Source organism: Acidithrix ferrooxidans (assembly GCF_000949295.1).
GTDB lineage: Bacteria > Actinomycetota > Acidimicrobiia > Acidimicrobiales > Acidimicrobiaceae > Acidithrix > Acidithrix ferrooxidans.
In genome coordinates this window covers 16,000-29,212 of record NZ_JXYS01000104.1, presented here as the reverse complement: position 1 = coordinate 29,212, position 13,213 = coordinate 16,000, and the positions used below count along the sequence as shown (strand labels likewise).

Here is a 13,213-nt window from a genome sequence, read left to right as displayed (position 1 = left end):
GTTATCCTTGGCGTATCGTATTCCTCGTTCTACTTTGCCCTTTGTCTGGGGTCTTCTCACTGGAGCTAACTTGATTGATATACCTAAATATTTAGCCAAGTCGCTCGTGTGACTATTTAGGTCCCATCCTTGAGTGGTTGAGCCACCAAGGACAACTGTTTTCATGTGATCGGTAAGAAATGCATCGGTTATGCCACCAAAGTAATAAAGAGCATTGATCAAACAGGTAGAAAAGCCATAGATGTCAGCTGTTAGGGCAAACTCTAGATAGACCCTTTAGCTATAACCCATTGTCACCATAAGTCCAGCGATGTTTCTCCTTGTTCCTCGGTGATCGTCATAACCAAAGAGTCCCCAATCAAGTTGAATCTGAGCTCCCGGTTTGCTTTCATAGCGAATGGTCGCCTTGGCGTGAGGTCGAATATTTGGTTTGATAGATTTTACGTAATTACGGATCGTCGTTTCTTTAGAGCTATAGCCCAAAGGTTCTATTCGAGAGAGTATCGCTGGAGCACTGATCAATCCGTCTTTGACAAAACCATCAATCATCTCCTTATAGAGGACCTAAGTTTTGATCCCCTAGGCGCTCTAGGTGGTTTAGTTTCGCACATTGCTCCATCACGAACGTACTTAGCTACAGTATTCCTAGATACACCGGCAAGTTTAGATATTTCGTGATAGCTGTGTCCTTGTGATCTTAATTCAATTAAATTCATTAATGTCCTGCCCTTGAAGCATTTGATTGCACCTGGGTGGTTTTGAATGTTCCACAGACAAGTCTTACTGGAGGGTGGGTCAATTTAATGTTGGCGATCCTGGGTCAATTTAATGTTGCTGGCAACAAAGAAGGACATGTCGGCGCGCGTTGCATTGTTGCGCATGGACAGAGACGGACTCATCACCTTGCCTAAGCCACTGCATGGCAACGGCAACGGCCGCATCACCCGCTACGCAGAGCCAATCGCTGAGCTACCCTTTGCCTATCCTGAATCGCTCGACGATCTCTGTCCAATCAAGTTCGCCATAGCAGATACCAAAGCCCAAAAGCAGCGCTGGCGAAACCTCATTGCAAGCTACCACTACCTCGGCTACACCACCTTTGCCGGTGCTGAGGGGCGCTATCTCATCGAGAGCTCCTCTGGAACTATCGCTGCGATCGGCTTCGCTGCCTCGCCATGGAGCTGCGCACCACGCGATAACTATATCGGCTGGGACAAAGCGACCCGCGAAGCACGGCTGCACCTTGTGGTTGGCAACGCGAGGTTTCTCATTCTTCCTCAGGTACGTGTTGTGAACCTCGCCTCATACATCCTCTCCCGTGTCGCTCGCCGCCTCCCTGGCGACTGGCAACTCGCCTACGGGTACCAACCTGTACTCTTGGAGACCTTCGTGGAGTCTGCCAGGTTCACCGGAGCGAGCTACAAGGCGGCGAACTGGATCCGTGTCGGGCAAACCAAAGGTCGGGGCAAACTTGATCGCTACAACCAATACGCTCTCTCTGTCAAGGACGTCTATCTCTACCCGCTGCACCGTAACTATCGGAGCATCCTTGATTCACCCGAGTGAAAACGCAACAGGATATCAGATTGGCCCGGGAGGTCACTCTCTAACGGGTTGGCCGAATGTTTACGATTTTTGATCATCTGAAAGCTTTATTGGATAAGCCCTTGTCGCTGGAGGGCTGCCTCGATGGTTTTATCTTTTGAGAGACCGAACGGACGTAGATATTCATCCGTCATTGATGATAGATTTATGCTTGGCACTAGTCCAACAAGTTCCGATGAGCTAATTTTTGTCAATTTGGCGACGGCGCGATAGAATTCGATTGGTCCAAAATCGAGTGGCTCGATCAAATTGGCTGATATTTGAGTGGATCCTCCAACTTCCAGGGCAAGAGTACGAACATATTTGGATCGAAGCTGGGCGGCAATCGATTTTGCGCTTTCTAAAGTCTCTTCAACTATGAGATTGTAGGCTACAAGCAGTCCTCTCTCACCAACTGCCACTGCCCCAGATCGCTGAACCTTTGAGAGGTCACCTATGTCGGGTGCTTGTCCGGCGTTGAAGTCGGATCGTAGTCGAGGAAGCGTTCGGCCTGTTCCATACAGATATGATGGCACCGAAAGCTCTTCCCACAACCAAGTTGCAAAGAGGTCTCGAGCTTGTCTTGCATCGTCCTCCGTGCATTTTGATATCCCAAGGTCCAGATTCAACCAGACGAACGGTACTACATCTAGACTGCCAATTCGCGGATGTACGCCGTGATGACTTGCAATATCTATCTTTTCGATTGTTTTAATTGCTAGAGACCTAAGGTCGTCGCGAAGTGTTCTACCATAAAGGCTAAATACTGATCGATTGTGATAAGGATCGGAGTGGAGATCTAAAAGGGACGTACCACTAGCGACTGCTATCTCATCAATTACGTTTTGTCGCTGACCTTCGGAGACGTTTGCAACAACCTCTAAGCCGAAAAAGCTAGACGAATCAATCGACACGATAACTTATAGATCTCGAAGTGACTGTTTAGAGCGTAGATGGACTCTTCTTTGTCTGGCGATTCTACGACGAGATCTTTCTGATTCTCCGCCCCAAACTCCGTGGTCTACATGATTTTCAATTGCGTAGTCCAGGCAAATGTCTAACACTGGGCATCCTTCGCAAATGCGCTTTGCGACTTCAACTCCTGCGCCATCTGTTGGAAAAAATAGGTCTGGTGGCAGATTTCTGCAATTGCCATTTCCCATCCAAGAGGTATCCCTCAAGCCGCTCACCCCACCTCTTTGCCTAGTGTTCTTTGTCGAACTCATCATGGCGTGAAAGCCATGATAGTAGGATCATTTTAAGTATCGGATCACCTCTAGTTAAAATAAATAATGCTAAGAAGCACCAAAGTATTCCTTTTTGATTATATGATACGATTATATGATTTTAAGTCTTGTAAATTATCCCCGTTAGCAACCCCTGTGTAATTTTTAGATCGATTTGTTTATTTGGCTTGTTCTTCTAACTCTAAGATTACTGCTAAACCAGATCATTCTGAGGGTAATTCCGCTACATTTAGTGATCGTATCGCTATTCCCTTGTGGTTGTAGGATCTAGGATGCTAACTCTTTTTGAATGGTCCAAATCTTGATTGGACCGCACGTTTGTTGTTTTTCTTCAAATCTTGCTCGACAAGCGTGAAGTTCGCCAGATGCTAGTTCGCAGTTTTCTGGTACGCCCGCATATAAACGTTTATTATGCCTGTGGCTATTGCTCTTGGTTGCTCGATCATTGACTTGGAGTTAGTGCTTTTATGGTTGCGTCACGGCTATGCCTCCCTTGCCACGAGATGGGGCGTCTCTGAGATTTTGGAGCCCAAAGAGAGTTGCTATTCTTGTAATATCTAGCCTCTATTGCTAAGGCATCAGGGCTAATAACATCTTGTTCTTTTTTAACCACTTATGTTTTAATCTAAAAGGCGTGAATTTTGGTGGCATTATTCCTTTTCTGATTTTGAGTAGTTGATCATAAACTCAATGGCAGGAAATATTGTCTCTAAAAACGGGGCCACCTCGTCAAGCTAACTGGGGCCAATTTACTGCTGAGCTTCCACTCCAGGATGTAAAGGACTCTTCAGCCTCGTGGCGTCATGGCAATTTTCATTCAAAAATAGATACTCCAATTGCCAATGTTGGCAGCTATCGGCTATGCAAATAGCGAAGCCTTTATGATCAACGCAACGCGCGGAGCAAACAACCACAGGATAAGGTCCTGCTAAGATTTTGCAACTTGGTCCTGGTGGGCCTCGACCAAGTTGGCCAAAAAAGACTTCCTTGGTCAATCTTCATACCAAGAATGACCGAGGTTAGCAATGCAACAATGCTAGTCATTTACCTGCCCAGTGGTGGAAACCCAGTGGGCAGAAGCATCTAAGCCCTAAGGAATATGCCTGGGATCCTTGACTCGTTGGATCCAATGCTAAAGGACAATCTGTTTCCATGGGCACTCCACATAAAGACCAAACGTAGCCCTTGTCGGCTTATTTCTGGGATCGATGCCTGGCACCTCTTGGGGTAATAACACCGGAGAGCAATAATGGTGGCGCTTTGATACTTCCGCGATCTGGCTTTTATTGCACTATTTCCTACTGTCTAGTCTTGCGGCGAACTGGGTGATTGTCCATGGCTCAACTTCTGTGGCGTCCAATAGACGCTTAGTTCGGTCGAGATGAGAATCTCTTTGGTTTGGAACTGTGGGGCTGGATCTATGTGAATGTGTTCAAGCTTGGCGTATTCTTGGGATCGTTGCGAGATTTCCGCCGTCGCGGCCTAGATTGTTATTTGAAGATTCCTAAGTGTTCAAGTCAGGTTGTCTATTATGTCGTATGTGGAAAATGAGATTGACTCTCCGCCTCTGGCGAGTGCTCGAATAGTTTATCTAGGTCCCGTTGCGCCGCACTGGGAGGTCTATCACACGGGTGGAGAGCGCAAGGTCGTTGATCTTTTCCGACAAAGAGTTTTGGCTAGATTGATGCTACTTCCGCCGCACGACCCCCAATTTAAGAGAAATCGTGAACGAATCGTCAAGGACTCTGAGATCGAGAGGGTTACTCTTGTCTGGGATCTCGGAACCGGTGACGATTAGTTCACAACTTAATAAAGTGCTTAGAGCTTTTTGGTCAGAATCGCCATAATTTTGGATTTTTTGGCTGGCTGAGTTATTGTTATTTCTGCGGTGATTGGATCGGAGGCGATCTCGTTCTTCCTCCGACTTCCGCGTCGACCCTTTGAATGTGACGATGAATCTATATTGGCGTTGGTGCTAAAGAGGTCGTCGTCGCCTCTCGACCATGGGATCGGATGGGCCTGGTTCGACTCCTTGGCTACTCTTTTCGAATCTAACTCCATGGTATTCCCAAAGATATTATTTTTTGTTTCGAGGTCTTTGAAGAATCCTTCTTCGTTGCCACGCGATTCGTCTGAAGGATTTCCTGGACTTGCTGTTATCGGAGCTGATTTGGCTCTGTCTACCACTGAATGTTCGGCTGAGTTCGAAGGTGCTTTTCCTCGACCTACGCGTGAGGAGAAGCCGGTGATTTCGGAACTGTGAGGCGAGATTGCACTACTGACGCCGAAGGTAATGATTTGCCTTTGTTTGGGTGGTTGTACCGTATCGTTGGCATTATTCGTGCCTACTTTTAACTTTATCGAACTCGTGGGCATATGATCGTTGCCTAGCCCATCAGAATCGCTTTCTATAGAATTGCCGTCTTCCTCTGGATCCATTACTTCGAAGTATGATTTTCGAACGGACGTCTCAGGATTCGCAAATAGCGCCGTACGTCTTAGCGCATTGAATGCATCCGCGCTTATTCCAGGAGTTCGTTTACGACCTTCGTCGGTTCCTTTTGATGGGTAGGGATCTACGTAAGATCTTGCGCCCATGAAACGCCGCTCTGCTCCGCTCTTGCCGAAGGTACCTGCTTCTGAAGGCACTTCTCTTGCAAGAGGTTGCTCTTCAACCGGGTCAACTTTCGAAGACGCGTCCCCTTTGAAGACATATTCGGCTTCTTCGCCAGTGAATGGATTCTGGTAGTGAAAGTTGTACGATGGTTCGGGGTTGAATGGTATCTCTATGAATTCGTCGTCGTTGCTCGGGATATGATCGAGATCGATCGACTCTGATTTGATTCCCTCACTGACGAAGGTATCAAGTTTGGGAATTACTTTTGGATCTGAAGGCTCTTCATCTTCGTTGAAGTATCCATAACCTTTCCCACTTTCCAATGGGTCTAAATTGGCGATCTTCAATAGAGCTGCTTCGAAACCCTCGTAATCATTTTTTAAAGATTGAGGATTCTCAATTGGTTCATTGAAGTCTTCGATAGCTTCCTTTGGGGATGCTTCGAAAGATGGATATTCGTATACTTGGTGAGATGAGAAGTAGTCGGCTAGAAACTCTTCATCTGGTGATTTTTCATTTGGCCACTCCATATCTCGCATATCGTCAAATAGTGATCTGGCCTTTACATGCAAATATTTGTTATTGACGTATCAAATATTTGCTGGAATATCAAAGCGTTTCGAGCCTCGCAAGCCAAAGTCCTGGTGCCTCGACCTCATTTGCGGTCGGAAATGCAATTGAGTCGTTCACGATCCTAGCGAGAGCTTCTTCGCCATTTCTCTCTAAAACTCCAAATATGAACTTATGTCCTAGTTCGTAAGTTCCCGCGTCAGCCCCGATGCCGAAGATTTTTTCGAATAGGTCCACACCCTGAGGACGATCAATTCTTTTCCGGCGAGTCGCCTCTGCCAAGGAATCGAAGGTGCCCAATAGGTGACGCGCCGCATTGGATGCGACATAATCTGCCAAACCAACTACTACAGCGATGACTGAACGGCTCTGTCTGATCAACCTTTCTTGCTCTTGGGAGAGTTCGATGTTCATGATTGCAGCTGGATTGGATGCTAGAGCCTCGATAGAGGAAGGGTCGCTGAGGTCCATCTCTCCGATCTGCTTTGACATCGTCTCTAATAGCTTCATTGAAGCACCAGTGTGAGCCTGGTTTATTGCGTAAAGCTTCTCTTTGATTGCTGGTTGTTTCATGATGGCGCCCATTGCAATTTGATTGAGCGATGTCCACATTGTCGCTTCGTCGATCTTTAGATTCCAGTCGGAAACAAAAGTATCCAGATTTTGAGTCAGAATAAAAATCTGGTTTCCGTCGATGGGCCATGTGACTTCGTAGCTAGCTAGGATTTCTTGCGAAAGATGGCCAAGCATAGATCCGACATTGACCCCGGTCATCATTGGCCCCATTAGGGTTGCCATTTGACCAAAAGGAAGTCCTGGTATCTCGATCTCTTGCATTGACTCGTCCTCAAAAGAGGCGGGTGTAGAGGTCTTTGACAGCTCTTCTGCTTGCGAGATGAGCTGTTGATAGCTTACCAAAACTTGTTGAACGTACTCAAGGCGTGAGACGCAGACGACACTTACATCATTGGTAAAGGCGATATCTGAGATCAAAGAGTTGGATGCCAATTCGCGCTTGGCGATTTCGAAGATGGATTCGGCTCGAATTCTTTGAACTGGATCTATATTTGCATCCCCTCCGTCTTGGGAGGATAGAGAAATCGCGAACTGACCTGCGACTGTTGAAGCCAAGTTGTTTTGACCGCCAATCACCTTCATTAGGTCTTTAAGTACTGTTTCGAACGGGTTATTCCCGAACGGATTATTGGTCATCTCTTACCCCGTTACTTGGCCGAACTGTGATTTATTTTGGCCCTGAAAAGTTCTAGTAATTTGATTTAATCATTGCAGTTGATGCTGACAGTCTGCTTTGAAAGCTATGAGCTAAAGCTTAGAAGAAGAATCGCATCACAACGGTTGATAGCTGAAATTAACTGATTCGCGTCCTTTACATTTATGGATGTTTGCCGACTGTTATAGTTATCGTTTCACGCTTTGACCCCATATAGAGCCCTAGCTTAACTTTGGTTCCTGGAGTTGTTGACTCAAGGATGCCTTGGAGTTGCGGAAGCGACGTTATCGCTAAGCCATTCAAGGAAGTGATATATGACCCGATGGCAATGTGAGCTAGTTGTGCTGGGGAATTTGGTGCGATTGATGTGACTTTTACGGCAGAGCCAGAACTCTTTGGAGCTGGGTTATTGGTAGTTAGTCCAGAGACACCAAGATAACCGTGACTTACTGCCTTGTGCTCTGCAACCATCGTCGTGATTCTTATCAATGAGGGCATTGGCGTGGCATAAATTATTACTTGGCGCTTTATTTTTTTAGTTGTTACGACTATCCCTACCGGATCGCCCTCTGGGTCGAGCACCAGCGATCCCAGGGTTACGTTCTGTGATTGAGTCGTAAGCTCGATGCTGTTTGGTATGTAGATCGATTTAGAGAGCGTTAATGGGGTTGACGTCGCTTTGACCTCGGCCGTAATTACCTTATTTTTGGCGCCCTTTTGTTGAGGGGATATCAGCTCTTCGAGTGCTCCAACTGGCGGTAGATCTTTTGAGTATGGGGGAATGAAGTTGGGTGAGCTATTTGTCGACTGCAAAACTGCTGAATTGGTCAATGGATCAAGTGCGGTGACCGAGAGCATGGACCATTTGTTGCCCTTTCCTTTGACCAGAAGTTTTTCGTTGGTTTTGAGGGCTGCGGCAGATGTTACCAGGTAATGCGAGGAATTGACGAAAGTAGCAGCTTCCCAAAAACTTCCGCTGCTGGTCTTTATTGTTGTGACTGCTAAAGCTTCAATGGAAATTTTCTTAGAAAGTTCGCTTGGCAATACTACAGAACTGTAGGTGTTGGATGTCGGCTTTGGGACCTTGGGGGAGGCAGACGCCATTGAGGTTAGACCATATTGCGCTGAGGCTCCAAGAACTATCCCCACCAACAAAAGTACAATGACACTCGAAATTGGGAATCTATAAAGTCGATCTTTGAACCTACTCAGTTTTGATTGTCTTTTTGAAGTTAGATGCAGGAAGGAGATTTCGCTTGGATGCATCCAGATTCGATCGTCCGGGGGCAGAATCTCACCTCGGCCGAGTTCGTCGTCGCCGTCTTCCTCATTCCACTCCGGGTCATTTTCGTTGAATGCCATTTCAGGTAATAACGATAGCTGAGAGATGGCCGGAGATCAAAGCACCTAAGCACAAAAGTTGCTGTTGATGCCCAAAGTTTTCCTATTTTGACCATCTTTAACTCAGCGAAACTAAAGGTATGTACGTTAGGCTATAAAGGTAGGAATTCGCTAAGAAGCCAAGCGCGGAAAGAGTGATGATTGAACTCGTCAGATTTGATTGGCCCCGATGAATTTCAGGGCGAAACTATTTGGTTGAAGGTAGCGCGTAAGGCGCTTTCCTTTGACGATGTGATTTCGTTTTTGGGCGACGATCGCGCTGGCGGCGTCGTGCTTTTTTCCGGGAATGTTCGAAACCATTCAGAGGGACGTGATGGGGTTGACTCACTGGAGTACGAAGGATACGAAGAGCAGTTGGTACCTTCTTTTTTGAAGATTGCCAATGAGGCCATGTCGAGGTTTGAAGGCGTCCTAAAAGTCGCCATTCACCATCGCTTAGGTCTGTGTGCTTTAGGGGAATCCAGCGTTATTATTGGCGTGTCGAGCGAGCACCGAGAATCGGGATTTGTTGCTAGCAAATTTTGCATAGATACTTTGAAGCAGACTTCGCCGATTTGGAAGAAAGAACACTGGTCAAATGGTAGCGACTGGGCGCTTGGAGCGAATGTTGTTACGCAGTTCGAGGAGCTATAACTAAAGATGTCTAATTTACTGTATGTGCTTGTGCCAATAGCGGCAGTAGTCGTTATTGGGTTGCTTATTGCCTTAATTGAGCGAAAGCCAAAGAGTCCGACCTCGAGTATCGATAATTTTTCTGCGAGAATGGCGGTTATCTCCAATTTGAAGCCTACCGTTCAGGATCACAACGCCGATGAGAGGAAGCAGGCTGTCTAGGGCGGTCGCTCTCGATCTAGGAAGTTCGACTATTTCTTGGTGTGATACCTCTACGGACGAAGTCGTTTCAGAGCCCAATTTGATTATCTTTGATCAGAAAAAGGGCAAGATCGTTGAGATTGGTGAAGCTGCAGCTTCAATGCAGGGTCGGGTCGAGGGGAACCTCCGGGTCTCTCGACCGGTTAGAAATGGCCGAATTGAAGATGTCTCACTTGCGGAGCAGTATTTTAAGGCGATTTTACGGCGCGTGGGGCAACGCCACTTTTCAAAACCCACCATAGGCCTTTGTGCTCCGATCTTTATGACAGGTGCCGAAAAGCGCGTAATTGCCGCTGCTATGTCCAAGGCGGGTGCGAGCAATGTCATCTTTATAGATAGTCTTGTCTCTGCCGGTGTTGGCGCCAACTTGGAGATGCAGGGCCCCGTGGGCACAATGGTAGCCAGTGTCGGTGCGCAGACTACCTTTGCTGGCATCCTCTCTTTGGGCGATGTCGTGGAATCTAGATCGGAACTTGTAGGTGGCGATAGCATCTCTGAAGATATTGCCCAATTTCTTCGAAATCGCTACAACGTCACAATGTTAAGTACGGACATTGAAGAGTTAAAGGTGTCTCTGCTCGACGTGGCTGCTAACGGCAGTGCTCTGATCGCCAAGATCATTGGAAGAGATGTTGATTCGGGCGAGGAGATCACTGTCCAAATGGGCGGCGAGGAGCTAGTTGATGCTGTTGACTCTACTATCTCTGCAATTTGTGACGTAGTCTTGGCGACACTTAAGGAAGCTCCTGCTGAGATCGCTAAAGATTTAGCGCTAACGGGCATTGCTCTTGTCGGTGGGTCAAGTCAAATAAAAGGACTTGAGTCGAGATTGGAAGCGCTAGCTGGCGTTCCGGTACGTCATGCTTCGGTGGTCGAGCGGGCAGTAGTTGTCGGAGCTGCGCGTATCCTAGGACAGGTTCCCTCTAAGTAATTTAGAGACCGACTTCGCTGTCTTGGGGCTGTGGCCTAAAGTTTCTTCAAATCGTAGTTCGGATTATTTTAAGTTACTGGCTCTCCCTTTGGTGGGGTTGACTGTCTAATGGCGGTAAATAGTCCTTTTGATGGGAGTGCCGATGCTTTACCTCAACGATTTGGAAAGAGAAAGACCCATCTTGTCTCTATTCAGCAATTGTGCCATCTTCGATTGCTAGTAGTTCTCTAGCAATAGTTGCAGTCTGCCAATCTCGGTCTTTGGAGAGCGTTCTTAGTCCCTGCGTAGCCCGTTCGGAGTCGTATCCGGCTAAAGCGATAGCCACTCGGCGACGAATTGGCGCCTTGTCGCTCATCGCCTGGAGAAATAGACTGAGAGACTCCTCGAGTGAGAAGTTTGCGAGCGCAGCGATAGCGGCTTCGCGACAGAGCGGGTCAGGGTGTTCGATTGCAATTTTTGAGATTATCTCAGCACAAGAAGGGTCACCGCGTTCTCCAAGTGCAAAGACGATTGCTTCAAGGACAATTAGATCTTTTTCTGCCTCTAGGCATTCCACTAGATTTACCCCAGGATGCCGGATCGCTTCGTTAGCTCCAAAAAGACGAACCTCAATAGCCGGATCGGCGAGGGCTCGAATAATGTCAATCTTGCTAATCCTATCCATGCGGACGAGTGCTGAGTAAGCCGCGGCGCGAATTCGACCATTTGAACTGTCAATGAGTCCTCTGGCGATCTTTTCATCGCATTGATATCCAGCCACTACCGCTTTAACCATATCCGACAATTCGGACTGATTCATGGGCTCGAGATGAGATAAAAGATCTTCTTTTTTGGAAGTCATTCAAAATCCTATATTGGGTCTACTGAGATCAAAGATCTTGTTTTAAAATCTGGCAAATTGAATCGACGACGTACCTAGGTTCGGTCACCTATGGGTTTTGGTTGATATCTGTGCTCTGATATTGGCAAATTTCAAGCGAAGCTCTAGGTCGATTATACCAAGGTGGCGGGTTGGGCGAGGATGGCCTTTTGTAACCCATGTTTTTTCTGGACCTCCAGTGTCATGTTATTTTTTGAATTTCTCTTTGAGATGATATGTGTTCTCTTGAGCCGAACTAGCTTCTGATTACGTTTGTTCAAAATCGCCCCTGAACAAATTTGATTGTGAGCGGCTGAGGTTGATCTCAGGTCACTTTTTTGTTGATAGCTAGAAACTTTTAGGCTACAGTGCCTAATTGTGACGGTCCGCAAAAGCTCAGAACGTCTAAAAAAGGGAATCACCCTTTACACATTGCCTTCTAGCGAAGCGCCTCAGCCCATGTGGAACTATTTGCCGCGTGGCTTGTGAATGAAAAGCACTGTGGCGATACAATTAACTTCGACGAGCTTCGGTTTTCAGTGCCAACCTTATATATTGCTTCAGCGGATTCACTTTTTTATCGACTATCTTGACTTTGCATGTAGTTTTGCAACCGAGGTTATTTTACTTTGGTGAAAAAGGCTGTTTGGTTTGAACGTGGGTAGTGGGTCATGAAAAATCAATTACGTGTAGTTGGGGTCATCGCTCTAGTGCTTAGCGTTATTTTGGTTGTGGGATTTTTGCCGATTTCGAGTTATTCTTTCTCGCCTGGCAATGCGATTGCCGTTGCCAATCAGATTCACATTGCGGCAGAGCCCGATTTGAATAAGCAGGGAAAAGTCTTGATGACGGATGTAATCCTAACTCAGCTAACCCCTATAACTTGGCTATTTGATCACTTCGATTCAACGATAAGTATCTATCCTGCGGCTGATATCTTCGGAGCCTCGAATCCCTCCAACCTAGCTACCCAGCAACTAGGCCAGATGATCGATTCTAAGACGGCTGCTGTTGTCGCGGCACTTTCTTTCGCTCACATAAAGTACTCTACGATCCTTGGAGCATCGGTGGTAGCCACTACGCCTAAGACCACGCCATCAATATTGCCGGGGGATTTGATCGTTGGTGTAAATGGCCAGAAGGAGACCACTCTCTCAGGAGTGGTCTCGGCTATTGTGGCTTCCGGGAAGAAGGTCAAGCTCACCATGGTTAGGGCTTCAACCCAAGTTGGGAATCCAAATACCTTGACAGTCGTTGGGGTAAAATATAAAGCTTCGGGTCGACAGATCTTGGGGATTTCGCTTCAAGCAGGTGAAGCGGTGAAGCTCCAGCGACCGGTTACGATTTCAACAGGACAGATAGGTGGACCATCAGCAGGTCTCGCATTTACTTTAGGTGTGCTTCAGGCAATGGGAGTTTTGCATATAAAGGCCGGAGGCGTCATTGCTGCCACTGGAACGATTGACCCAACTGGTGCCGTCGGTGATGTAGGTGGAGTTCGGCAAAAGACCATTGCGGTGGCTAGGGCTGGCGCGAAGGTCTTTTTAGTTCCACCACAAGAAGTAGCTGCGGCAAAATCTGACCACATCGCTGGATTGAAGATCGTTCCGGTCGCGACGCTTGCGCAAGCTCTACATTACTTATCGGTGGCCTCCTTGGCGACGGTTGCTCGCTGATCTTTGATCTATGACGATTATGTGATTCATATTTTCAGTGATCTTGGTCTTTGCTAGAAAATCTAGGTTCTGATTCTGATACAGCTTTGTGACAAGGACTGGCAATCACTTATCTTCTCAAGTAGTAATTTAAGTGGTCGGGTTTATTTTTTTAGATTTATCAACGACAGGTAATCATACAGATCTAGATACCTTGAATCAAATGACAGCTGAGTGCGATTTTG

The 13,213-nt window shown here is 46.9% G+C and carries 13 protein-coding genes and 1 pseudogene; 6 read left to right on the top strand and 8 right to left on the bottom strand.

The annotated features are described in order from the left end of the window. Positions 1–222 (bottom strand): annotated as a pseudogene (locus AXFE_RS15380) (DDE-type integrase/transposase/recombinase); the annotation flags it as partial. A gap of 54 nt (positions 223–276) precedes the next feature. Further along, positions 277–549 carry a hypothetical protein gene (locus AXFE_RS15375; protein WP_052604141.1) on the bottom strand — a complete coding sequence of 91 codons (273 nt, stop codon included), beginning with the start codon at positions 547–549 and terminating at the stop codon, positions 277–279. Positions 550–852: 303 nt separating this feature from the next. Here AXFE_RS15375 and AXFE_RS15370 point away from each other — a divergent pair, with 303 nt between their 5' ends. After that, the gene (locus AXFE_RS15370; RefSeq protein WP_160291895.1) at positions 853–1,566 is read left to right on the top strand and encodes a Druantia anti-phage system protein DruA; all 714 of its coding nucleotides are present in this window, start codon (positions 853–855) and stop codon (positions 1,564–1,566) included. Positions 1,567–1,652: 86 nt separating this feature from the next. Here the strand turns inward: AXFE_RS15370 and AXFE_RS15365 are convergent, their stop codons facing one another. Beyond that, positions 1,653–2,498 (bottom strand): hypothetical protein, encoded by an 846-nt coding sequence (locus AXFE_RS15365; RefSeq protein WP_052606832.1) that lies wholly within the window; start codon positions 2,496–2,498, stop codon positions 1,653–1,655. Between the two features lie 6 nt (positions 2,499–2,504). Then, entirely contained in the window at positions 2,505–2,747 is a 243-nt protein-coding gene (locus tag AXFE_RS15360; protein ID WP_052606835.1) for a WhiB family transcriptional regulator, read from the bottom strand. 1,615 nt (positions 2,748–4,362) lie between these two features. Between AXFE_RS15360 and AXFE_RS15355 the strand changes: the two genes are divergently transcribed. Next, positions 4,363–4,629: a hypothetical protein gene (locus tag AXFE_RS15355; protein WP_052606831.1), complete on the top strand. Its 267-nt coding sequence runs from the start codon at positions 4,363–4,365 to the stop codon at positions 4,627–4,629. Between the two features lie 20 nt (positions 4,630–4,649). Here the strand turns inward: AXFE_RS15355 and AXFE_RS15350 are convergent, their stop codons facing one another. The 3 genes from AXFE_RS15350 to AXFE_RS15340 all read right to left on the bottom strand — a co-directional run bounded on the left by AXFE_RS15350 (position 4,650) and on the right by AXFE_RS15340 (position 8,611). Next, positions 4,650–5,978, bottom strand: coding sequence for a hypothetical protein (locus tag AXFE_RS15350; protein ID WP_152626144.1), 1,329 nt, complete (start codon positions 5,976–5,978; stop codon positions 4,650–4,652). Between the two features lie 79 nt (positions 5,979–6,057). After that, positions 6,058–7,230 carry a zinc-dependent metalloprotease gene (locus tag AXFE_RS15345; protein WP_082058816.1) on the bottom strand — a complete coding sequence of 391 codons (1,173 nt, stop codon included), beginning with the start codon at positions 7,228–7,230 and terminating at the stop codon, positions 6,058–6,060. Positions 7,231–7,411: 181 nt separating this feature from the next. After that, positions 7,412–8,611 carry a PDZ domain-containing protein gene (locus AXFE_RS15340; RefSeq protein ID WP_052606828.1) on the bottom strand — a complete coding sequence of 400 codons (1,200 nt, stop codon included), beginning with the start codon at positions 8,609–8,611 and terminating at the stop codon, positions 7,412–7,414. Positions 8,612–8,791: 180 nt separating this feature from the next. Here AXFE_RS15340 and AXFE_RS15335 point away from each other — a divergent pair, with 180 nt between their 5' ends. The 3 genes from AXFE_RS15335 to AXFE_RS15330 are packed head-to-tail and all read left to right on the top strand — an operon-like array spanning position 8,792 to position 10,454. Beyond that, positions 8,792–9,283, top strand: coding sequence for a molybdopterin synthase catalytic subunit (locus AXFE_RS15335; RefSeq protein WP_052606827.1), 492 nt, complete (start codon positions 8,792–8,794; stop codon positions 9,281–9,283). Positions 9,284–9,289: 6 nt separating this feature from the next. Continuing rightward, positions 9,290–9,484 carry a hypothetical protein gene (locus AXFE_RS19555; protein WP_152626143.1) on the top strand — a complete coding sequence of 65 codons (195 nt, stop codon included), beginning with the start codon at positions 9,290–9,292 and terminating at the stop codon, positions 9,482–9,484. After that, the gene (locus tag AXFE_RS15330; protein ID WP_052606826.1) at positions 9,462–10,454 is read left to right on the top strand and encodes a rod shape-determining protein; all 993 of its coding nucleotides are present in this window, start codon (positions 9,462–9,464) and stop codon (positions 10,452–10,454) included. Before AXFE_RS19555 ends, AXFE_RS15330 begins: the two co-directional genes overlap by 23 nt. 187 nt (positions 10,455–10,641) lie before the next feature. Here AXFE_RS15330 and AXFE_RS15325 read toward each other — a convergent pair whose 3' ends face one another. Continuing rightward, positions 10,642–11,295 (bottom strand): HEAT repeat domain-containing protein, encoded by a 654-nt coding sequence (locus AXFE_RS15325; protein WP_052606825.1) that lies wholly within the window; start codon positions 11,293–11,295, stop codon positions 10,642–10,644. A 689-nt stretch (positions 11,296–11,984) separates the two neighbouring features. Between AXFE_RS15325 and AXFE_RS15320 the strand changes: the two genes are divergently transcribed. Then, entirely contained in the window at positions 11,985–12,989 is a 1,005-nt protein-coding gene (locus AXFE_RS15320; RefSeq protein WP_052606824.1) for a S16 family serine protease, read from the top strand. Positions 12,990–13,213 lie beyond the last annotated feature (224 nt).